The sequence below is a fragment of the Tetragenococcus halophilus subsp. halophilus DSM 20339 genome, from assembly GCF_003841405.1.
Classification (GTDB): domain Bacteria; phylum Bacillota; class Bacilli; order Lactobacillales; family Enterococcaceae; genus Tetragenococcus; species Tetragenococcus halophilus.
This window is the reverse complement of sequence record NZ_PXYA01000003.1, coordinates 115,681-138,704: the sequence shown is the minus strand read 5'-3', so window position 1 is coordinate 138,704 and position 23,024 is coordinate 115,681. Positions and strand designations below refer to the sequence as shown.

Sequence of the window (23,024 nt, the reverse complement as noted above, 5' to 3'; positions counted from 1 at the left end):
CAATGGCAGAATTAAAAGCACAAAATGCTTCTTATGAAATGGAAGATGAATTTTCACAAGAGCAGACAAATACTCAACCATCTGATACTCCTAACCGTCCTGATGTGGTGGTTGTTCCTTTATCGCCTACTCGTAAATTGGAAAAAATTTCCCGTTTGGAGAAATTTTTAGTCGCTATTTTAGTGACGGCTTTGATCGGCCTAGGCTTACTTACGATTAGTTTACGGACAACGATAAGTGAAGTAGAACAGGACGTGTCTTCCTTACAAGAAAATGTCAGTCAAGGCCAAGCGGAAGTGACACGTTTACAACAAGAAAAAAACGAATTAACAAAAAGTGAAAGAATTCAAAAAATTGCTGAAGATAAGGGACTATCGATTGATAGTGAACATTTAAGGAAAGTGAAATAAATGCGTATGATAGAAAAAATCCGGCAATACTTTAAAAAGAAAAATTTATCTACAAGGAACAATCGCAAAAAAGTAGGAATTATTCTCTTTGCTACGAGTATTGGGTTGTTCTTTTTATTTGTAGCTCGTTTGAGCTATATTGTAGTTGTAGGCGATGTTGCCGGAGAGTCATTAGAGACACAAACAAAAAATTTATATCAAGGATCAGAGGTCGTAAAAGCCAAGCGCGGAACGATTTATGACCGCAATGGAGAAGCTATTGCAGAAGATGCAACATCATATTCTTTGTATGCAGTACTGTCTAAAGCTTATACAAATGGTGATGAAAAACTGTACGCAGAAGAAAAGAATTTTGATAAACTAGCAGAGATCATCTCAGATGCGGTGGGCGATGTTGATAAAAAAGAAACATTGCAGGTATTAAAAGAAGGATCACAAGAAAATCAGTATCAAGTGGATATCCCTAATGCGAAAAGTATCAGTTTACAACAAAGGGAAAAAATTGAAAATGCGATGGATGAACAAAATATTGCTGGTTTATACTTTACCGAACATCCATCTCGTATTTATCCAAATGGTGTTTTTTCCTCTCATTTTATTGGATATGCAGATGTCCAAAATGATGAAGAGACCGACCAAGAAAGCTTAGTGGGCCGCATGGGTATTGAAGAAGATTATAACGATGTCTTAAAAGGGAAAGATGGAAAGATTATTTATCAAAAGGATAATTATCAGAACCCCTTGCCAGGCACAGTCGCTGAGTCACAGTCAGCTGTTGATGGCAAAGATATTTATACGACTTTAGATAATAGATTACAAAGTTATTTGGAAACATTAATGGACCAAGCTTGGAAAGACATTGATGCCCAAGATTTGACTGCTGTATTGATGGATGCTAAATCCGGCGAGATTGTTTCTATGTCACAGCGACCAACTTTTAATCCAGAAACGAAAAAAGGGATCAATGATGATGATTTTGTTTGGTCAAATTTATTTGTAGAAGATAACTACGAACCGGGTTCAACGATGAAAACCATGACCGTTGCAAGCGCAATTGACAATGGAGCGTTTGACCCTGAGGAAACTTATAAACCTGGGGAAACCAAGCTAGCTGATGCTACGATACGAGATTGGGACTATGAAAGAGGATCAAAGCCTAGTTTAACAATGCGACAAGCTTTGTCCTGGTCAAGTAATGTAGGTATGGTTAAACTAGAGCAAAGAATGAAAGATAGCTGGCAACGTTCATTACAAGAATTTGGTTTTGGCAGAAGTACACATTCGGGGCTTTCTGGCGAAAAGAGTGGTACTTTGCCTGAGGATAATGTTGTCAGTCATGCAATGACCGCTTTTGGACAAGCTATTGGTGTGACTCAATTTCAAATGTTACAGGCTTTTAGTTCGATTTCTAATGATGGCGCTATGTTAAAACCACAAGTGATTGATAAAATAGTGGACGAAACAAATGATGATGAAATAGTGAATCAACCTGAAGTTGTCGGTCACCCAATTTCTGAAAAGGCAGCTAAAGATGTACGAAAATATATGCGAGATACTGTAGAAAGTGAAGAGTATGGTACAGCTTATGATCAGTATAAAGTACCTAACGAGCATGTTTCTGCTAAAACAGGTACAGCACAAATTTCTCAAGATGGAAGCTACTTACAAGGGGATTATTTATATTCAGTCGTTTTAATGACACCTTCAGAAGATCCTCAATATGTTATGTATCTTACTATGAATCAACCAGAACAAGAAGATACTGAAGTGTTACCTAGTATTGCCAATCCATTGTTGGAACGGGCGATGGACCTTAATGAGGTTGATGAAAGTGAAGATAACCAAGAAACAAGTAGTGAAAGAGTACGAGTAGAAGATTATCGTAACCTAGAAGCAGATGCTGCAGCTAGTGACGTACAAAAGAAAGGTTTGACCCCAGTAGTTATTGGCGATGGTAATAAAGTAGTGCAACAATCTGTAGACAATGGCGAACGATTGATGTCTTCAGAAAAATTATTACTTTTAACCAATGATAAAACACCAATGATGCCTGATGTTAGTGGCTGGTCAAAAGCTGATCTTGTTAAGCTAGGAGATCTTTTAGATGTTGATGTAAGCTTTGAGGGTGAAGGCTATTGTGTTGAACAAAGTGTAGAACCTTATGCTGAAATTAGTGACAATAAGTTGCATTTTGACCTAGAAGAAGACTAATAACAAAGTAACGAAATAAAAGATAAATTGATATGAGGAGAGAAAAGATATGGATTGGACAAAAATGATTCTGCCACTTGCAAGCGGCTTTGCCATTACAGTCATCTTAATGCCGTTATTTATCGGCTATTTTCAGATGAAAAAATATGGACAGGAGATTCGCGAGGAAGGACCAAAATGGCATAATGTTAAAGCTGGTACTCCTACAATGGGCGGGGTCGTTTTTCTTGTTGGTTCAATCATTACAGCTATTTGGGTTGGCCTATGGCAAAAAGCAGTCACTCCTTCTTTTTCCATACTGCTTTTTGTTTTAATTTTATACGGACTATTAGGTTTTCTAGACGATTTTATCAAAGTATTTAAAAAAAGGAATATGGGACTAACCTCTCTACAAAAACTCATTGGACAAATTGCTGGCGCATTAATTTTTTATTTTGTCTTCTTGTATGAAGGCAACGCAAATGTTCTTAACTTTTTTGGCTTAGCTGTTCCTTTATCAATTTTTTACGGTTTATTTATTATGTTTTGGTTGGTCGGCTTTTCCAATGCGGTTAATTTAGCAGATGGTATTGATGGATTGGTTTCAGGTCTTGCCATTATTTCTTTTGCTAGCTACGCTGTGATCGCTTGGTATCAAAACCAAATAGACGTACTGATCATTTGTTTAAGCGTGGTCGGTGGGTTGATAGGATTTTTCTTATATAATCGAAAACCCGCAAAGATTTTTATGGGCGATGTAGGCTCACTAGCCTTAGGCGGACTATTAGCTGGTGTTTCGATTCTTTTACATCAAGAATGGACCTTACTTTTGATAGGTTTGGTTTATGTTATTGAAACAGCCAGTGTAATTTTACAAGTGATTAGTTTTAAATTGACAGGTAAACGAATTTTTAAAATGTCACCAATCCACCATCATTTTGAAATGAACGGCTGGTCTGAGTGGAAAATTGATGGTATATTTTGGTTAGTTGCCCTTATTTTTTCAATGATTACCTTATTTATTTGTATAAATTAATGGAAAAATAGGCAGTAGAGTTGCAGGAGATGAAAAATTTGAGAAAAATTACAACATATAAAAATAAAAAAATACTTGTTCTAGGATTAGCGAAAAGTGGTGTCAGTGCGGCCAAATTATTACACGATTTGGGCGCACTTGTTACCGTTAATGATGGAAAACCGTTTGAAGAAAATCCAGAAGCACAGGATTTATTAACTTTAGGTATCAAGGTGATTTGTGGAAGTCATCCCATTGAGTTGTTAGACGAAGACTTTTTTATGATGGTAAAAAATCCGGGTATTCCTTATAGTCATCCCTTAGTTAAAAAGGCTCAGGAAAAAGAAATTCCTATTATTACTGAAATTGAATTAGCCTATCAAATCTCAGAGGCTCCTACGATCGCTATAACTGGAACCAATGGAAAAACTACGACTACCACAATGATTGAACATATATTAAACGCTGGCATGGTAGATAATAAGGCACATCTAGCAGGCAACATAGGCTATCCAGCAAGTACAGTGGCAAAAGAAGCGAAAAAAGATGATTGTCTTGTTATGGAGGTTTCTAGCTTTCAACTAATGGGCGTAGAGCAATTTCATCCTAAGATTGCTGTTCTTACTAATCTATATGAAGCTCATCTTGATTATCATGGCAGTCGTGAAGCTTATGTTGCTGCTAAATGGAGAATTCAGCAAAATATGACCTCAGATGATTTTCTGATTTTAAATTGGAATCAAAAAGAAATTAGAGAATTGGCGCAACATACGAAGGCGACAGTTATTCCATTTTCTACGCAAGAAGCTGTTGAAGGTGCTTATTTACATGAAGGAGTGCTTTATTACAAAGATTCAGCCATTCTTTCAGCAAATGAGTTGGGCGTTGCCGGTACACATAATGTCGAAAATGCCTTAGCCTCAATCGCCGCAGCAGCTCTGTGGGGTGTTGACTATCAAGTAATCGCAGATACTTTACGTTCTTTTGCAGGGGTTAAACATCGAACACAGTATGTAGGTCAAATTAATGGTGTATCTTTTTATAACGATTCGAAAGCTACAAATATTTTAGCAACACAAACAGCTTTAAGCGGCTTTGATCCACATAAACTGATTTTATTATGTGGTGGTTTGGACCGTGGCAATGATTTTGAATCTTTAATCCCTTCATTAGAAGGTGTTAAGGCAGTTATCTTATTCGGACAGACAAAATATAAATTAGAAGATGCTGCGAAAAAAGCAGGTGTTTCAACAATTCGCTTTGTTGAAGATGCTGAAGAGGCTGTACCGTTAGCTTATGAGCTGAGTCAAAAAGAAGATACGATTTTACTATCTCCGGCTAATGCAAGTTGGGATCAATATCCTAATTTTGAAGTGCGCGGTGATCATTATATAGCAGCAGTTGATCAATTAAAGAAAGAGAAAAGGAGTCCTCAATGAAAATATTAGTTACAGGCGGAGGCACAGGCGGTCATATTTATCCTGGACTAGCTTTTATCAACTATGTAAAAAAAATTAGTTCAGACTCTTCCTTCTTGTATGTAGGTGCAAAACGAGGGATGGAGAACAAAATTTTACCGCAAACAGATATTCCTTTTCTAACTTTAGAAATTCAAGGCTTTAAACGCAAACTAACTTTTGAAAACTTTAAAACGATTCAATTGTTCTTAAAAAGTATTCGACAAGCCAAAAAAATAATCAAGGATTTTCAACCAGATGTGGTCATCGGAACAGGTGGCTATGTTTCAGGTGCTGTTGTTTATGCGGCTTCCAAATTAAATGTTCCTACAGTGGTTCATGAGCAAAATAGCGTGCCAGGAATTACCAATAAGTTTTTAGCTCGTTATGTTGATAAAGTGGGTATTGCCTTTAAAGATGCAGCGCAATATTTTCCTAAAGATAAAACCGTTCTAGTAGGAAATCCTAGAGCACAGGAAATTGTTGGAATACAGCGTTCGGACTTGTTACGCGATTTTGATCTTGACCCAGAAAAGAAGACACTTTTAGTGTTTGGAGGTAGCCAAGGCGCATTAAAGATCAACCAAGCCATAGTAGCTGCAATTCCTGAATTTGCTAAAAAAGACTATCAAATTCTTTATGCTTCCGGAGAACGCTACTACGAAGAAATTAATGAAACAATTGGCATGACTAAAGATGCTTTTACCAATATTAGTATAAAGCCCTATATAAAAAATATGACAGAAGTAATGGCTAATTGTGAGTTATTAGTTGGTCGTGCCGGGGCAACTTCAATTGCTGAATTTACGGGTTTAGGTTTACCTGCTGTTTTAATCCCGAGTCCTTATGTAACTAATGATCACCAAGCAAAAAATGCAATGAGTTTAGTCAATAATGGGGCCGCTAAAATGATTAAAGACGACCAATTGACAGCTGAGAACTTAGTCGCTACCGTAGATGAAATTATGGAAGATGATACACTTTTACAACAAATGGCAGCAGAATCAAAAAAACAAGGGATACCAGATGCAGCGCAACGTTTATATCAATTGGTGCAGTCAATTATTTAAAATAAAGAAAATCTAGCAAAGGAGGCGAACACTATCAGTAAAAGAGACAAGCGTGATCGTAATTCTTCAAAAGAAGTCGATAATCAAGATGAATTAACTCCTTGGCAAAAAGAACACTTGCATTATTTAAAAGAACGAGGCAATGAAGAAAAAAATTCAAAAACAAGCGAAACTAATCAAGAAACAAACTTAGAAAATCCTAAAACAGTAGAAGAAGATCCGTCGACAAAAACAAATTTTGAAGAAGCCGGAAAAAAAGAACGTGTTTCTTTTGCTGATCGACTTCCTAAGTTAAAGAGTTATCGGAATAAAAAATTACATAAACGTTTAATTACGATCGTAACGATTTTTGCCGTACCACTTCTGCTTACTCTTTACTATGTTTCGCCACTGAATAGTTTAGCTAAGGTTGAAGTAGCAGGAAATCAAAATGTTGCTTCAAAAGAAATCATTGCTTCTTCAGGTTTACAGCTGAATCAAAATCTGTGGAGTCAATATTTTGATCGAGATCAATTTACTAGAAGGTTAATTCATAACTTTCCGAGGATAAAAGACGCTAAAATCAGTTTTTCTTCATTAAATCAATTCAAAATTAATGTAACCGAACATCAAGAGGTTTCGTTATTGGCTAAAGATGGTAAATACTTTCCTATTTTAGAAAATGGACAAACTGTTCAAGAACCCCAGGAAAAAGCGGATAAAGAAAAGGTCATATTGGAAGATTTTAAAGAGCAAGATCACATTATGGCAACGATCCAAAATTATTATGAGCTACCAAAAGAAATACAGAGTGGTGTTTCCCAAATTAATTATACGCCGACTGAAGATAATGATGAATTAATCACTATTTTCATGAACGATGGCAACCGCGTGATCCTTAATGTCTCGAATATGGATCAACAGATGGAATACTATCCACAGGTTGCAGAGGAAATGGATGAAAAAGGTATAATTGATATGGAAGTGGGTATTTTTGCACGTCCTTATGATGAAAAAAATGAAGAAGATGACAAAGAACAAGAAGCTTCAGAATAAAAAATATAATTTTTCCTATAAATATCTGAATATTTTTCATTAACTTCTTTCTCAAAACGCTTGAACTATGGTAAAATTAGTGACAGTGAATATAAGGAGATTTTATAAAAATAAATATGAACGTTATTTGTTCTCGATAGTAGGTAAAAAAGTAGGAGGGAATCCCATCCATGGCAAAAACTGGAATGTATGTTGGCCTAGATATCGGTACAACTTCAGTTAAAGTTGTTGTAGCTGAATATATAGAAGGCCAAATGAACATTATTGGTGTAGGAAATGCAAAATCAGAAGGGATCAATCGCGGTATTGTGATTGATATTGATAAAACAGTTCAAGCAATTCAGCGAGCAATTGCTCAAGCAGAGGAGAATGCCGGAATACAAATCCGTAATGTCTGTGTTGGTTTGCCTGCCAATCTTTTAGAAGTTGAAAATTGTCAAGGTATGATCGCTGTTAATAATGAGTCAAAAGAAATTACAGATGAAGATGTGCGTAATGTAGCTTCAGCAGCGCTTGTCCGTTCTATCCCTCCTGAAAGACAAATTATTACGATCTTGCCACAAGACTTTACAGTTGATGGCTTTGAAGGAATCAAAGATCCTAGAGGCATGATTGGCGTACGTTTAGAGATGAATGGCTTGATTTTTACTGGCCCCAAAACAGTGATTCATAATGTTCGCAAATGTGTAGAAGAAGCAGGTTTATATATAAATGAAATGGTTATTACACCATTAGCACTAACCAGTTCGATTCTTTCAGATGGTGAACAAGATTTTGGCACGACGGTTATTGATCTCGGTGGTGGAAAGACTACAGCTGCTGTCATGCATGATAAACAATTAAAATTTACTTATGTGGATCAAGAGGGCGGAGAATTTGTCACAAAAGACATTTCTACCGTGTTGAATACATCGTTTAACAATGCTGAAGCACTGAAAATCAATTACGGAGATGCTTATCCTGAAAGAACTTCTACCAGTGAGGAATTTCCGGTAGATATTATCGGACAAGCAGAACCGGTAAATGTTGATGAACGTTATTTATCTGAAATTATCGAAGCTCGTATTGAACAGATCTTTATAAAAGCAAAAGATGCTCTTGATGAAATCGAAGCCCTAGAATTACCAGGTGGGGTCATTTTATCTGGGGGTGCAGCAAGTCTTCCAGGAGTGGTCGATCTGGCGCAAGAGATATTTGGTGTTAATGTAAAACTACATGTACCAAATCATATGGGGCTTCGAAACCCAGTTTTTACAAATGTTATCAGTATCCTGGAATATGCTGCTGAACTTGGAGAAGTTTACCAATTAACTAAAAGTGCAGTAACGGGTGAAACAACTCAAGTTGAGCAAAGTTCGCAAACTTATACCAGAGAAGCGGTTTACGAACAACCGACATATGAACCAGAAGAACCAGATTATCAAGAAGCAGATGAAGCAGAAGAAAAAGAAGGACTTGGCGATAAAGTCAAAAACTTTTTCTCGAATATTTTTGAATAACAAGCGCGAAAGGGAGATAGATTATGGAATTTTCAATGGATAATAACGTCAATGAGGGCGCAGTGATCAAAGTGATCGGCGTTGGCGGCGGTGGCGGCAACGCGGTAAATCGAATGATTGAAGAAAATGTTAAAGGTGTTGAATTTATTGCTGTCAACACAGATGTACAAGCTTTAAAAAATTCAAAAGCAGAGACCGTTATTCAATTAGGGCCAAAATTTACGCAAGGTTTAGGCGCTGGTTCCCAGCCTGAAGTTGGAGAAAAATCAGCTGAAGAAAGTGAAGATGCTATTCGCGAAGCCTTAGGCGGAGCGGATATGATTTTTATTACTGCTGGTATGGGAGGCGGCACAGGTACCGGAGCTGCTCCGATTGTAGCAGGTATTGCTAAAGAATTAGATGCTTTGACAGTCGGTGTTGTAACCCGGCCATTTACTTTTGAAGGACCTAAACGTGGTCATTTTGCGGCAGAAGGTATTGCAAAATTAAAAGAAAATGTAGATACTTTACTAATTATTTCAAATAATCGTTTGTTAGAAGTTGTTGATAAAAAGACGCCAATGCTTGAAGCTTTCCGTGAAGCAGACAATGTTTTACGTCAAGGTGTTCAAGGAATTTCTGATTTAATTACTGCTCCTGGCTATGTCAATCTAGACTTTGCCGACGTAAAAACAGTAATGAAAAGCCAAGGAACAGCACTTATGGGCATTGGTATTGCCAGTGGTGAAGAACGTGTTGTAGAAGCTACTAAAAAAGCTATTTCTTCTCCGCTATTAGAAACATCGATTGACGGAGCAGAACAAGTTTTACTTAATATCACAGGCGGTTTGGATATGACTTTATTTGAAGCACAAGATGCTTCTGATATTGTTGCTGGTGCTTCCACCGGTGATGTGAATATTATTTTAGGAACTTCTATCAGTGAAGATCTAGAAGATGAAATTCGTGTGACTGTCATTGCAACAGGCATCGACCCTACAAAAAGCGAAAAAAAGCCCGGACGCGCTTCTAGACAAAACCAAAATCAAGCAAGCGAGAAAAGACCAATTTTTGACATGGATCAAGCACAACCTAAGCAAAAAGAAGAAAATGATTTTTCTGATTGGGATATTCGAAAAGAAGAAAATGTTCGTCCCAAGATCGATGATACTCAATATGAAGAAATCGAAAAAAAAGATTTTGATACTTTCAGACGAGAAACATCAAAATCAGATGATGACGAGTTAGATACACCACCATTTTTCCGTCGTAAAAGATAAAGGGGGAAGAGCACATGATTTCTGATAACTTGCGTAAGGTTAAGCAAGAGATGCAGGATTCCTGTGCTCTTGTTTCACGTTTGCGCTCAGATGTTACATTGGTGGGTGTGACAAAGTCTGTAGATCTTGGTCAAACCATAGAATTAGCTAAACAGGGTGTGGACCATTTAGCTGAAAACCGAGTAGACCAATTTTTAAGCAAAAAGGAAAAGATGCGTGATTTTACTAATCTTTCCTGGCATTTTGTTGGTAATTTGCAACGTAGAAAGGTGAAATCAGTCATAAATGAGATTGACTTTTTTCATGCTTTGGATAGTATAAAACTAGCCAATGAAATCCAAAAAAGAGCAGAAAAGACAATTTATTGTTTTGTAGAGGTTAATGTGAGTGGTGAGTCGTCAAAACAAGGCGTTACTTCTGAAAACTTGCTGGATTTTATTGAACAGTTAAAAACGCTTGATAAAATAAAAGTTGTCGGCTTAATGACGATGGCTCCGCTAAATTCAAGTAAAAAAGAACAACATGAAATTTTTGCTAAGTTGAAAAAGTTACAAGAAACAATTCAAAAAAAGAATTTATCTTTTGCACCTTGTACCCAAACAAGTATGGGAATGAGTAATGATTTTTCAGTTGCAATTCAAGAAGGGGCAACATTTATCAGAGTGGGTACAGCTTTATTCAAGGATTAGGAGGAGGGCGTGCTATGTCATTTATGGAGAAAGTTTCAAACTTTTTCGGTTTGGAAGATGAAGAGTATACAAACAGTTATCAAACAGGGCAAAATAAATCAGTACCACCACGGCAAAGTAGTGCTGCACCGGTTAACAAAACGGTAAAGAGTCAGCCTAAAAAACCACAGCCACAAGCTTCTAACGGGCCGGCTGTTCGAAAACCAGTACAAACAAAATCACAACCTAAAAAACAAATGCAAGCAAATTCACCTACGACAAAAACTAGCAATAATGAGCAAAGTCCTAAACAACAAGCACCTAATCGATCCGATAACAATGTTGTGGCGATGAAAGCAAACCAAGTAAAGCAAACGCAAAAAAGTCAATCAGGTAAGATTATGATTATCGAACCTAGGGCTTACTCGGAAGCAATGACGATTGCTAAACATGTTATTGGTGGTGAATCGGTTCTAGTTAACTTTCGCTTGATTGAAGAGCAGCAAGCTCGTCGTATTGTTGATTTCTTAACAGGCACTGTGTACGCTGAAGATGGAGATATCAAACGGGTGGCCGATGAAATATTTTTGTGTACACCAAAAGAAGTTGAAATTGATGGTACAGCACAATCATTAGTCGAAAGTAATTTGTTTGATTTATAGCCTGGAGGAGGAAATAACATCGTAATTTATCGATTAGTCAGTTTAATAAATGATATTGCATATTTGTATACAATTTTACTTGTAGTATATGCACTTTTATCTTGGTTTCCAGGTGGTTATGATTCTGCCATTGGTCGCTTCCTACGTAAAATATGTGAACCATATTTGAGTTTATTTGACCATTTAAATTTATCACTTGGTCCTGTCAATTTTAATATAGCTTTTGCTATTATTGTTCTTCAACTGGCTGTACAAGCACTATCTCTTATTATTGGATCGATCTTTTAACGGGGAGGGAAAGTAATGGATGCAAACGTATATCAGCATTTTAGAAGCGAAGAACGCCCGTTTATTGATACCGTAGAAGATTGGATCGAACAAGTAAATATGCAGTATGCTCCAGTACTGACCGAGTTTTTGGATCCTCGACAAGCATTTATTCTAGAAACGCTTGTAAGGCAAGAATCAGAACTGAAATTTCGGTTTTTTGGAGGATATGAAGAGGCAGAAAGAAGTCGCTGTTTAATTTTTCCTAATTACTATGAACCCAGCCAAGAAGATTTTGAAATTGATTTATTTAATGTTCATTATCCTAAGAAATTTACTGTGTTGAGTCACGGAAAAATATTAGGGAGTTTGGTTGGTACAGGTATTCGAAGAGAATTTCTGGGAGATATTATATCAGATGGGGAAAATTGGCAAGTCTTTATTGCTAAAGAAATTAGCAGTTATGTTCAATTACAATTAAGCAAAATAGGCAATGTAAAAGTTCGGTTAGAAGAGCTATCTTATGTAGATATTTTAATACCCAAAGATGGATGGACCAATGAAAATACAACTGTAAGCTCTTTGCGCTTGGATAATGTAATCTCAACGGTATTTAATATCTCAAGGCAACGTGCAAAGCAGTTAACTGAAACAGGAAAAGTGAAAGTAAACTGGGCGCCAACGCAACGGCCAGATTTTGTATTGGATCTTTTAGATATTGTATCTATACGAGGTTTTGGTCGTTTGCAGATTCAAGTGATAGAAGGTACAACCAAAAAAGGGAAAATCCGCTTGGATCTAGGCGTTTTACGTAAATAAAATAAAGAGGTGTATAAAAATGGCATTAACTCCATTAGATATTCAAAATAAAAACTTTCAAACAAAAATGAGAGGTTACGAAAAAGATGAAGTCGACGACTTTTTGGATATTATCGTCAAGGACTATGAAGAAGTCGTACAAAGAAATCGAGAATTAGAAAAATCATTGAAACACTCAGAAGAAAAACTAGAATATTTCAATGAATTAAAAGATGCGTTGAATCAATCGATTGTTGTCGCTCAAGATACAGCAGACAAAGTGAAAAAAAGCGCGAATAAAGAATCTGAAGTAGTCGTTACTTCCGCTCAAAATAAAGCAGACGAATTAGTAGCCAATGCAGAAAAACAAGCAAATCAATTAACTGAAGCGGCACAAGAAAAAGCAAAAGAAATTCTAAGCGACGCAACACAAAAAGCTCGTGAATTGACTACAGAAACCAACGACTTGAAAAAGAAAACCAGGGTCTTTCATAATAATCTATCTCTGATGCTTGAAACGCAGTTAGAACAAGTAAAAAGCCCTGAATGGGATGAGATTCTTGCGCCATTTTCAAGTTATGTACAAGATAGTCATGAAGTTTTTCGTGAAATATTGGCAGAAGAACTTGACAAGGAAAATGATTCTGAAGTAAACTCAGAACAAGTAGATACTGAGCAACCTTCTTCAGAAGAACAAGACACACAAGATGAACAAGAAGATGTGTCGGTTGTGGAATCGAGCAATCGAGTTGTTCCAGTTTCCACAGAAGATCATGAAGATACAGAAGAATACGGTCGATAATAAGTAGAACAGCAAAACAGTTTGTATTTTTTAAAGCGAGTCGGTGATAGTGAAAGTCCGATAAACTCTGCATTTTGTTAGATCATCTACAAATCTTATTCCTGAACTAAAAATTAGGGGATAACGGGTAATCTCGTTAAAGATTCTAGAGGAAAATAGCAATATTTTTAAACTTTGGGTGGTACCACGACACGTTCGTCCCTTTTGGGCGAGCGTTTTTTTGTCGTACAATTTTATTTGCTAAAATAACCATAAAGGAGAATGATACTATAATGAAAATGAAAGATACACTTCATTTAGGAAAGACCAAATTTCCAATGCGCGGCAATCTACCTAACCGTGAAGGAAATTGGCAACAAGAATGGGAAGAAAACAATATTTACGAAAGACGACAAAAAATAAACGAAGGCAAGCCTACTTTTGTTTTACACGATGGCCCGCCTTTTGCCAATGGAAATATTCATATTGGTCATGCGTTAAATAAAATCAGTAAGGATATTATCATCCGAGCAAAATCTATGTCAGATTACCGGGCACCTTATGTTCCTGGTTGGGATACACATGGGCTTCCTGTCGAGCAAGTACTGGCGAATAAAGGCATTAAAAGAAAAGAAATGACTACTGCCGAGTATCGGAAAAAATGTTATGAATATGCGATGACACAAGTTGATAAACAGCGTGATGATTTCAAACGTTTAGGAGTACAAGGAGAGTGGGAAGCCCCTTATCTAACATTAGCTCCTAGCTATGAAGCAGCTGAAATTCGTGTCTTTGGTAAGATGGCCGAAAAAGGTTATATTTATAAAGGAATGAAGCCAATTTATTGGTCTCCTTCAAGTGAGTCATCTTTAGCAGAAGCAGAAATCGAGTATAAAGATATCAAATCACCTTCGATATATGTTAGTTTTCAAATAGTAGATGGTAAAGATCTTTTAGATGAAAATACATCCTTTATTATTTGGACAACAACACCTTGGACAATTCCATCTAACTTAGCAATTACGGTTCATCCAGATTTTAATTATGTACAAGTCAATGCAGATGGTAATAAGTATGTGGTTGCTAAGGACTTATTAGATGAAGTACAAGAAGTTTTGGGTTGGGATAATGTAGAAATACTACAAGCATTTAAAGGACAGCAGTTGGAAAATATGACAGCCCAACATCCTTTTTACGATCGTACTTCTTTACTTATTTTAGGAGATCATGTCACTTTAGATTCTGGTACAGGTTTGGTTCATACTTCACCTGGTCATGGGGAAGATGACTATTATGTAGCTAAGAAGTACGGACTTCCAGTTCTCTCACCGGTTGATAGCCGAGGGGTATTTACCGAAGAAGCACCAGGTTTTGAAGGAATTTTTTATGATAAAGCAAATCCCATGGTAACTGATTTATTAAAAGAAAAGGGTGCTTTATTAAATCTTGACTTTTATGTCCACAGTTATCCTCATGATTGGCGCACAAAAAAACCAGTTATCTTTAGGGCAACGCCGCAGTGGTTTGCTTCGATTGATCAATTCCGACAAAATATTTTAGATGAAATTGAGAAAGTTGACTGGATTATCCCATGGGGAGAATCACGTTTGTATAATATGATCCGCGACCGAGGTGACTGGGTTATCTCAAGACAACGTGCTTGGGGCGTGCCACTACCTATATTCTATGCGGAAAATGAAGAAGCGATTATTACCCCAGAAACGGTTGAACATGTAGCACAATTATTTGAAAAATATGGTTCTAATGTTTGGTTTGAACGTGAGGCCAAAGACTTATTGCCAGAAGGTTTTACCCACCCAGGTTCGCCTAATGGAGCGTTTACTAAAGAAACAGATATTATGGACGTTTGGTTTGATTCTGGTTCTTCTCATGCAGGTGTGTTACGTCAAAGAGATGAATTGACCTTCCCAGCTGATATGTATTTAGAAGGTTCGGATCAATATCGTGGTTGGTTCAACTCCAGTATCACTACTAGTGTGGCCGTTAGTGGTAAAGCACCCTACAAATCGGTGTTATCCCAAGGATTTACTCTAGACGGCGAGGGCCGCAAAATGAGTAAGTCGCTAGGAAATACCATTGTTCCGGATAAAGTGATTAAACAAATGGGTGCTGATATTTTACGTTTATGGGTTAGCAGTGTTGATTATGAATCTGATGTTAGAGTTTCTATGGATATCTTAAAACAAGTATCAGAAGTCTATCGTAAGATTAGAAATACGATAAGATTTTTATTAGCTAATACGAGTGATTTTGATCCAAAAACAAATAGTGTAGAATTTGTTGATTTACGTTCAGTCGATAAATATATGATGGTTCGTTTAAATGAAGTAATTAAAGAAGTACGAGATAATGGTTATGAAAAATATGACTTTTTGCACGTTTATCGTACGATTTTGAATTTCATTACGGTTGATCTATCTTCATTTTATTTGGATTTTGCTAAAGATGTCGTTTATATTGAAGAAGAAGATAGTTATTCACGTCGTTGTATGCAAACTGTATTTTACCAAGCAACAGTAGCTATTGCTAAATTGTTAGCACCAATTATTCCGCATACAGCCGAAGAAATTTGGTCCTATGTTAAAGAAGAGGAAGAGTATGTTCAATTGACAGATTTTCCTGCTTATCAAATTTATCCTAATCAAGAGGAGCTAATGGACATTTGGACTGCATTCATGAGCTTCCGTGATAAAGTATTAAAAGCATTAGAAATTGCTAGAGATGAAAAACTGATCGGTAAATCAATGGAAGCCAAAGTAACAATTTATCCAAATGAGCAGGTAAAATCGATGTTAACAGCTACAGATGCTAATATTGCTCAATTATTGATTGTTTCTCCTGACTTCTTTGAAGTTGAAGAAGCTGGTAAAAAAGTACCTGAAGATGCTGTAGTATTTGATGATGTGGCTATTTTAGTTGAAAAAGCAGACGGACCAGTTTGCGAACGTTGTCGTCAAGTAAGAACCAGTGTAGGAGAAAATGAAAACTTCCCAACTATGTGTAGCCATTGTGCTGCTATCGTAGAAGATGAACATCCTGAAGCAGTTCAAACAAGTTTTGAATAGCACTTAGAAAAATAAAGGCTTTATAAAACAAAAATTTCCGGGCAAGATCTTGTCCGGAAATTTTTTGTTTAGCTATGTTATTTTAACAAACCACGTTGACGATACCATTCATCAGGTTCCCAGATCCAATGTCGGTTATCTTTTTCAAGTAATTGATAGGCTTCTTTAGGGCCCATTGTACCGGCTGGATAGCCAGGAGGGGTTTGTTGATCTTTATCCCAAGTTTGGCGGATACGATCGACAATTCGCCAAGATTGCGCAACTTCATCCCAGTGAGTGAAGTTTGTACCGTCACCATTTAAAACATCAAGCAATAGCTTTTCATAAGCTTCTGGTGTGTTTTCGATAATATCGGCGCTATTACGATGTTCTAATTTTACTGGTTCTGTTTGAAAACCCTGGCCAATTTCCTTACCATTCATGGTTAAGGAAAAGCCTTCAGTAGGTTGAATGTAAATCGTCAAAACATTGGAATCTAATTGTTTTTGTTCGTGAGGACCGGTAATAGAATTTTTGAAAACATTCACTGGAACTTGTTTAAAGACGATATTTATACGTGTTCCTTTTTCTGTTAAATGTTTTCCCGTACGGACATAAAAAGGTACGCCTGACCAGCGGAAATTATCTATTAAAAATTTCCCAGCAACAAAGGTTTCCGTTAAAGAACTTTCATCGACATTCTCCTCATCCCGATAGCCTTTAAAATGTCGGTCCTCAATTTCACCTTCAGTATACTGTCCTCGAACAAAGTTGTTTCTTACTTCATCTTCTGAATACATACGAATAGAATCTAAAGCTTTAATTTTTTCTGCTCGTATGCCCTTTTCAGAAAAAGCAACGGGTGGTTCCATAGCAAGTAGTGACAACATTTGTAAAATATGGTTTTGTACCATATCTTTTAATGCACCGCTTTTGTCATAATAACCTGCGCGTTCTTCAACGCCTACTTCTTCAGCCAGACTGATTTGAATATTATCGATATACCGATTATTCCAAATAGATTCAAAGATCAAGTTCGCAAAACGAATTGCTGAAATATTTTGGATCATTTCTTTACCTAAATAGTGATCGATTCGGTAAATTTCATCTTCTGCAAAGACTTGGTTAATTTCTTCATTTAATTCAAAAGCAGATTGGTAATCATTACCAAAAGGTTTTTCAATAATCACCCGATGGTAACCGTTTGTATTCATCATTCCTTGAGATTTTAAGTGGGAGACAATGGTACCGAAAAAATTGGGTGACATCGCTAGATAAAAAATCCGATTGCCTTGGATATGATATTTTTCATCCAATTGATCACTTAATTCTTTCAATACATCATAGTGACTTGTATCTTTAACATTATGTGACTGATAATAAAAATGAGAAGCAAAATCTTGTGCTTCTTTATCTGATGGTTCAAAACTTGCGATTGAATCTTTAATTACTTGATGGTAAGTTTCATCACTCCATGGGCGACGTGCGGTTCCGATAACTGCAAAATCATCGTTTAAGTCTCCTTTTTGATATAAACGGAATAAAGAAGGATATAATTTACGCCTTGCCAAATCGCCAGTTCCGCCGAATATAGTCATCAATACATTTTTTGTTTCCATTTTTTGCACTTCCTCTAATAAAATTAACCAGAGTCGTTCTTAAATTTTATCAACAAATATGGTGCTTGCTGCTTTATAACTAACTTGAACGCTTTTAGCTTGCATTTTTATAGTGATCGGTCCTTCATAAGCAGCAACGTCGGTAATCGTGTATTCTTCATTAATACTTACATTAATATCGACTAGATAATCTAACAGTTCACGTTCGTCCAGGACGCGCGCGATTCGTACTTTTGTTCCTACTGGATAATCAGTAAGCTTTTCTCGCTTTTTCTCATGAACCAATTGGTTTTCTTTAGGGATCATTCCGCCATGTGGACAATGTTTTGGATGTTCTAAGTATTCGTTTAAATGATGAGCGAGCGTTTCAGAGGTTACATGTTCTAGTACCTCTGCATCGTCATGAACTTCATTCCAACTATACTTCAAATGCTCAACTAAAAAGACTTCCCAAAGACGATGACGGCGAACGAGCGAACTAGCTTTTTCTAATCCCTTGTCTGTCAGTTGGACGCCTTGGTAGGGGGTGTGTTCTACTAGGTTTTCTTTTACCAGTTTATTGATCATTTCACTGACAGAAGCTGCTGATACATCAAGTCCTGAAACAATTTGTTTGTTATTGATTTTTGATTGATCATCACCAAGTTCTAAAATTAATTTGAGGTAATCTTCCCTATTTGGGGTCATTTTTTTCATCCCTTCTGTATGAAGTTGATTTTAACAAATATTGATCGCTTTTACTACGTAAAATACTTGTATCTCTTGGAAAAACGAAAATTTTATAAAAAAAGCAAAAACGAAACATCTCCGTTTTTGCCGGTGGTCCTTATTAAGCCCAATCGCCATTACGAAAAACGGGGACAACTGTACCGTCTGCTTTGATGCCATCGATCGACATTTGATTGGAACCTACCATAAAGTCAACATGTGTTTGGCTTAAGTTTAAACCACGTTCTTTAAGTTCTTCATCGCTCATTTCAGTCCCATCTTGAAGATTGAAGGCATAGGCAGAGCCTAATGCTAAGTGGTTAGAGGCATTTTCGTCAAATAAAGTATTGAAAAAGATGATTCCTGATTGTGAAATAGGTGAAGGATCAGGAACTAAAGCTACTTCTCCAAGAGATTTAGCTCCTTCATCTGTTTCTAACAAGTTTTCCAAGACATCTTGCCCTTTTTCCGCAGAAAAATCAATGACTTTACCATCTTTAAAAGTAAATTTCATGCCTGAGATGATAGAACCTGCATAACTTAATGGTTTTGTACTTGAAATAAAACCGTCAATACGTCGACTATCAGGGGCCGTAAACACTTCTTCAGTTGGCATATTTGCAATAAATTTTTCACCCCTAGCGTTGAAACTGCCAGCGCCTTCCCATAGATGATTTTTTGGAAGTCCAATAGTTAAATCGGTTCCGGGGGCTTTATAATGAAGCGTGTCAAATTGTTGTTCATTTAATTCATTAGCTTTTGCTTCTAAAGCGTCGTCGTGTTTTTTCCAAGCAGCTACCGGGTCTTCATGATCTACTCGCGCGGTTTTAAATATTTCATTCCATAAGGCATCTACAGCTTGTTCTTTTGTCAGATCTGGAAATACCTTTTGGGCCCAGTTTTCACCTGCGGCGGCAACAACTGTCCAACTAACCTGATTTGATTGAGTTGCTTTGCGTAATTTAGCTAAACCTTTACCAGCGGCTTTTTGATAAGCTGCAACTCGCTTTCTATCAACATCAGCTAATGCACCAGGGTCAGAAGAGATAACAGAGATACGACTAGCACCTTTTCTTATCCATTCATCTGCCTGATCAATTTTATATTGAGGAAAGTTTTCAATTCGATCAAAGGAAGCATGTGCTAAAAATTCTTTTTGAATGATTTCATCTGACCACTCAACAATTACTTCAGCAGCCTTCAATTCATAGGCTTTTTTGGTAATCAGTCTTGCTAGCGGCGCTTGTTCAACATTGATTTGTAAAACAACTGTGTGAGACTGTTTTACATTAACACCCATTTCTACAATTAATTGCGCATATTTATCTAAATTTTCTTTAAATTTTGCGGAATTCATCTTTTATTCCTCCTTTATAATACTTTAATATAATAACATTAAGATATTATAGAAACAAATTATCGTCTTAATAAGATAAGTATAAATGTCTTATTTTATTGGATTTAACAGTTTTTTTAAAAGAAAAGTAACATGTAATTTTGAATTATTGGAAAAAAAATGGTAGAATGAATAAAATGATAAATAACAGTACTCGTCATTTAAGGAGGCAGAAACAAATGGCAAGAAAGAAAACGATCACAAGAGACCAGATCTTAAAAGCGGCTTATGAAGTTGTTGCAAAAGAAGGCTTCGCCAGATTTACTGCACGAAATATCGCAGCCAAAATGAAGTGCTCCACTCAACCGATTTATCTAGAATTTAAAAACATGGAAGGCTTAAAGCAAGCATTACTCAAAGAAATTTTCGACTACCTTTCTGCTGAGGTCCTTCCAAAAGAACACTCCGAGAATAAATTAGTCGACTTAGGTTTTAACTACATTGAGTTTGCCACTAAAGAAAAGAAGTTGTATAAAGCTTTATATTTAGAGGAAGGTTTAGGCGATAAATCCATTCAGAAGTTTTCTTTTGATTATTTTGTCAATCTGGTTCAACAAATTCCAGAATATAAAAATTTGCCGGAAGATAAGCTTTCTGCTTTATACGCAGGTTTTTGGATTGTAGTGACAGGACTTGCTGCTCTAACTGCTGCCAATATTATGAAACCAACGAATGAAGAAATTAAAATCTTATTAACAGAAACAATTAAAAATCTAACAACCAATAATGATGAATTAAATCAAGCTTTTTCAAGCTTTAAATTTCATTAAAACAAAAGCAAGGACATTCATTCTAAAGAATGCTCTTGCTTTTTTTATATCATTGCTTGCTGTGTTGTAACTAATTCGGAAGCAAAAGCTTTCAATTGTTGAATATCTTCTTCTTCTGCGGCTAAATCAACTTTGATTTTTTCAGTGCCTTTTTTAGCACCAGCGGTTAAAAAGGCTTCTTCAAAGCTATCTACTGCTGTAGCATAGTTTTCGTAAAAAGTGTCCCCCGAACCGCATACACCAAATACTTTACCTTGTAAATCTAATTGTAGTAAGTCTTCATAAAGATCTAGCATCTCTTCTGGGATTGTGCCTTCGTCATAAGTGTAAGCTGCAATAATACAAATATCAGCTTCTTTAAATTCTTCAGCGTCAATTTGAGTACATTCGTCAATATCTACTTCGATATTTAAGTTTTCTAAAGCTTCACAGACAATATCAGCAATCACTTCTGTGTTTCCTGTTAAACTACCATAAATAATTTTTGCTGAAGTCATATGTTTCCTCCTAATTATCGCAAGCGAAAATGTATATTTATTTTATACCTATTATTTTATTATTATAGCAAATAAAACATCTTAAGTGAAATATCTCTTTGCGTTTCATTCCTTTGAATTTGGAAAAAAAGAAGCGCGTGTGGTAAAATAAGTAAGATTTCAATAAAGGAGACAAAAATATGATTACGCTAAAATCAAATAGAGAAATTGATAGTATGGATGAATCTGGGGCCTTACTAGCGGATGTACATAAACAACTTCGGTCATTTATTAAGCCGGGTATAACTAGCTGGGATATCGAAGAATTTGCGCGAGATTACATTGAAAGCCACGGTGGAATTGCGGCACAAATTGGCTTTGAAGGATTTGAGTACGCTACCTGTACAAGTATTAATGATGAGATTTGTCATGGTTTTCCGCGGAAGAAAGCTTTAAAAGAGGGCGATTTAATAAAAGTTGACATGTGCGTTGATTTAAAAGGTGCCGTGTCTGATTCATGTTGGGCATATGTGGTTGGAAAACCTTCAGAAAAAGTAAAAAAATTAATGGAAGTTACTAAAAAAGCCTTATACCTTGGTATTGAACAAGCACAAGTGGGCAATCGTATTGGTGATATTGGTCATGCTATTCAAACATATGCTGAAGGAGAAGGCTTTAGTGTGGTACGTGATTTTGTTGGCCATGGTATAGGTCCTACAATTCATGAAGAACCAACGATTCCACACTATGGTAAAAAGGGCAAAGGACTTCGCTTAAAAGAAGGTATGGTCATTACAATTGAACCTATGATTAATACTGGAACTTGGGAAATGAAAATGGACTCAAATGGTTGGACCGCATATACACAAGATGGCGGGTTAAGTTGTCAATATGAACATAGTTTAGCGCTTACTAAAGAAGGCCCACGTATCTTGACCTCACAAGGTGAAGAAGGCAGTTACTAAAAGGAGAAGGCGATGAGTAAAAACGAAGTTGGTAACGATCAGAAGAACATTTCGAGATTTTTTAGTATTGCAAAAGAAAGAGTTAAGATATCCGAATTTACCACTTATTCAATTGTAGTGGCTTATTATTTGTTATTATCTCTTTTTCCATTATTAATTACTGTGGGAAATATTCTCCCCTTTTTAAGCATTGATCCTAGTTTCGTATTGCCATATATTCAAGAAATTATGCCAAGTACAATTTACCAATTTTTAGGTCCTGCGATCAAAGACTTACTTACCCAAAGCTCAGGTGGATTATTGTCTATTTCGGCAATTACCACAATTTGGTCTGCAAGTAAAAGTATCAACGCTTTACAAAAAGCAATGAACAAAAGTTTAGGTGTCGAACAACGTACAGGTATTGTTGCGAGAATTCTTTCTGTACTCGTTTTGATTCTTTTCTTGTTTGCAATGGTTGCTTTATCACTTATTATTGGTGCAGGGCAAGTGCTGTTGGATGCTATACAACCGATTTTTGCAATCCCTGATTCGTTTGTAAATATATTCCAAACGGTGAAATGGCCGCTTACTTTTGTTGCTTTATTCTTACTAATGGCGATTATTTATTGGATGATACCTAATGTTAAGATGAAACTACGTTCAGTTCTTCCTGGGGCAATTTTTGCGACAATTGGTTGGTTATTGTTGTCACAAGTATTTGGTTTATATGCTAGGTATTTTGCGACCACAGTAAGTGGTTATCAAATTATCGGAAGTTTTGTTGTTTTGATGTTATGGCTAAATTTTGCAGCTATGATCATTATTTTAGGTAGTGTGTTGAATGCTTCGATGGAAGAGTTTTATAATGGCGAATTGAAAGAAAGTGACAAGATTTTCTGAAGTAAAAAAGATGAATGAAAGCGAGAAAAACG

The 23,024-nt window shown here is 36.3% G+C and carries 21 protein-coding genes; 17 read left to right on the top strand and 4 right to left on the bottom strand.

Features of this window, described 5'->3' with window-relative positions:
• The first annotated feature begins 2 nt into the window (after positions 1-2).
• The 14 genes from ftsL to ileS all read left to right on the top strand — a co-directional run bounded on the left by ftsL (position 3) and on the right by ileS (position 16,197).
• Positions 3-410, top strand: coding sequence for a cell division protein FtsL (gene ftsL, locus C7K42_RS10375; RefSeq protein WP_014124145.1), 408 nt, complete (start codon positions 3-5; stop codon positions 408-410).
• Positions 411-2,621 carry a penicillin-binding transpeptidase domain-containing protein gene (locus C7K42_RS10370; RefSeq protein WP_014124146.1) on the top strand — a complete coding sequence of 737 codons (2,211 nt, stop codon included), beginning with the start codon at positions 411-413 and terminating at the stop codon, positions 2,619-2,621.
• A 49-nt stretch (positions 2,622-2,670) separates the two neighbouring features.
• A complete protein-coding gene (gene mraY, locus C7K42_RS10365) occupies positions 2,671-3,636 on the top strand; it encodes a phospho-N-acetylmuramoyl-pentapeptide-transferase (RefSeq protein WP_014124147.1) in 966 nt (321 codons plus the stop codon).
• 38 nt (positions 3,637-3,674) lie between these two features.
• Positions 3,675-5,054 (top strand): UDP-N-acetylmuramoyl-L-alanine--D-glutamate ligase, encoded by a 1,380-nt coding sequence (gene murD, locus C7K42_RS10360; RefSeq protein ID WP_014124148.1) that lies wholly within the window; start codon positions 3,675-3,677, stop codon positions 5,052-5,054.
• Positions 5,051-6,142 (top strand): undecaprenyldiphospho-muramoylpentapeptide beta-N-acetylglucosaminyltransferase, encoded by a 1,092-nt coding sequence (gene murG, locus C7K42_RS10355; protein WP_014124149.1) that lies wholly within the window; start codon positions 5,051-5,053, stop codon positions 6,140-6,142. Before murD ends, murG begins: the two co-directional genes overlap by 4 nt.
• Before the next feature lie 117 nt (positions 6,143-6,259).
• Entirely contained in the window at positions 6,260-7,177 is a 918-nt protein-coding gene (locus C7K42_RS10350) for a cell division protein FtsQ/DivIB (protein ID WP_014124150.1), read from the top strand.
• Between the two features lie 170 nt (positions 7,178-7,347).
• Positions 7,348-8,676: a cell division protein FtsA gene (gene ftsA / locus C7K42_RS10345; protein WP_103099688.1), complete on the top strand. Its 1,329-nt coding sequence runs from the start codon at positions 7,348-7,350 to the stop codon at positions 8,674-8,676.
• Between the two features lie 23 nt (positions 8,677-8,699).
• Positions 8,700-9,935 (top strand): cell division protein FtsZ, encoded by a 1,236-nt coding sequence (gene ftsZ, locus C7K42_RS10340; protein WP_103091927.1) that lies wholly within the window; start codon positions 8,700-8,702, stop codon positions 9,933-9,935.
• A 14-nt stretch (positions 9,936-9,949) separates the two neighbouring features.
• A complete protein-coding gene (locus C7K42_RS10335) occupies positions 9,950-10,624 on the top strand; it encodes a YggS family pyridoxal phosphate-dependent enzyme (RefSeq protein WP_014124153.1) in 675 nt (224 codons plus the stop codon).
• Positions 10,625-10,638: 14 nt separating this feature from the next.
• Positions 10,639-11,265 carry a cell division protein SepF gene (locus tag C7K42_RS10330; RefSeq protein WP_014124154.1) on the top strand — a complete coding sequence of 209 codons (627 nt, stop codon included), beginning with the start codon at positions 10,639-10,641 and terminating at the stop codon, positions 11,263-11,265.
• An 18-nt stretch (positions 11,266-11,283) separates the two neighbouring features.
• Complete coding sequence (locus C7K42_RS10325) at positions 11,284-11,553, top strand: YggT family protein (protein WP_282957121.1); 270 nt, start codon at positions 11,284-11,286, stop codon at positions 11,551-11,553.
• A gap of 15 nt (positions 11,554-11,568) precedes the next feature.
• Entirely contained in the window at positions 11,569-12,351 is a 783-nt protein-coding gene (locus tag C7K42_RS10320) for a YlmH family RNA-binding protein (RefSeq protein WP_014124156.1), read from the top strand.
• 19 nt (positions 12,352-12,370) lie between these two features.
• Positions 12,371-13,132 (top strand): DivIVA domain-containing protein, encoded by a 762-nt coding sequence (locus C7K42_RS10315; protein ID WP_061840385.1) that lies wholly within the window; start codon positions 12,371-12,373, stop codon positions 13,130-13,132.
• Between the two features lie 272 nt (positions 13,133-13,404).
• Positions 13,405-16,197: an isoleucine--tRNA ligase gene (gene ileS, locus C7K42_RS10310; RefSeq protein WP_103099687.1), complete on the top strand. Its 2,793-nt coding sequence runs from the start codon at positions 13,405-13,407 to the stop codon at positions 16,195-16,197.
• Between the two features lie 77 nt (positions 16,198-16,274).
• Here the strand turns inward: ileS and zwf are convergent, their stop codons facing one another.
• The 3 genes from zwf to C7K42_RS10295 all read right to left on the bottom strand — a co-directional run bounded on the left by zwf (position 16,275) and on the right by C7K42_RS10295 (position 19,860).
• Complete coding sequence (zwf, locus tag C7K42_RS10305) at positions 16,275-17,795, bottom strand: glucose-6-phosphate dehydrogenase (protein ID WP_041591774.1); 1,521 nt, start codon at positions 17,793-17,795, stop codon at positions 16,275-16,277.
• Between the two features lie 39 nt (positions 17,796-17,834).
• A complete protein-coding gene (gene efaR, locus C7K42_RS10300) occupies positions 17,835-18,482 on the bottom strand; it encodes a transcriptional regulator EfaR (protein WP_014124160.1) in 648 nt (215 codons plus the stop codon).
• A gap of 142 nt (positions 18,483-18,624) precedes the next feature.
• A complete protein-coding gene (locus tag C7K42_RS10295) occupies positions 18,625-19,860 on the bottom strand; it encodes an aminopeptidase (RefSeq protein WP_103083526.1) in 1,236 nt (411 codons plus the stop codon).
• A 218-nt stretch (positions 19,861-20,078) separates the two neighbouring features.
• Between C7K42_RS10295 and C7K42_RS10290 the strand changes: the two genes are divergently transcribed.
• Positions 20,079-20,669, top strand: a complete 591-nt coding sequence (locus C7K42_RS10290) for a TetR/AcrR family transcriptional regulator (protein ID WP_103099686.1) — start codon at positions 20,079-20,081, stop codon at positions 20,667-20,669.
• A gap of 44 nt (positions 20,670-20,713) precedes the next feature.
• On the opposite strand, the gene C7K42_RS10285 is transcribed toward C7K42_RS10290, so the two are convergent.
• Positions 20,714-21,166: a flavodoxin gene (locus tag C7K42_RS10285; protein WP_014124163.1), complete on the bottom strand. Its 453-nt coding sequence runs from the start codon at positions 21,164-21,166 to the stop codon at positions 20,714-20,716.
• Positions 21,167-21,345: 179 nt separating this feature from the next.
• On the opposite strand from C7K42_RS10285, the gene map reads away from it, so the two are divergent.
• Both map and C7K42_RS10275 read left to right on the top strand, forming a co-directional pair.
• Positions 21,346-22,110 carry a type I methionyl aminopeptidase gene (gene map, locus C7K42_RS10280; RefSeq protein ID WP_103099685.1) on the top strand — a complete coding sequence of 255 codons (765 nt, stop codon included), beginning with the start codon at positions 21,346-21,348 and terminating at the stop codon, positions 22,108-22,110.
• A gap of 12 nt (positions 22,111-22,122) precedes the next feature.
• Positions 22,123-22,992, top strand: a complete 870-nt coding sequence (locus tag C7K42_RS10275) for a YihY/virulence factor BrkB family protein (RefSeq protein ID WP_061841352.1) — start codon at positions 22,123-22,125, stop codon at positions 22,990-22,992.
• Positions 22,993-23,024 lie beyond the last annotated feature (32 nt).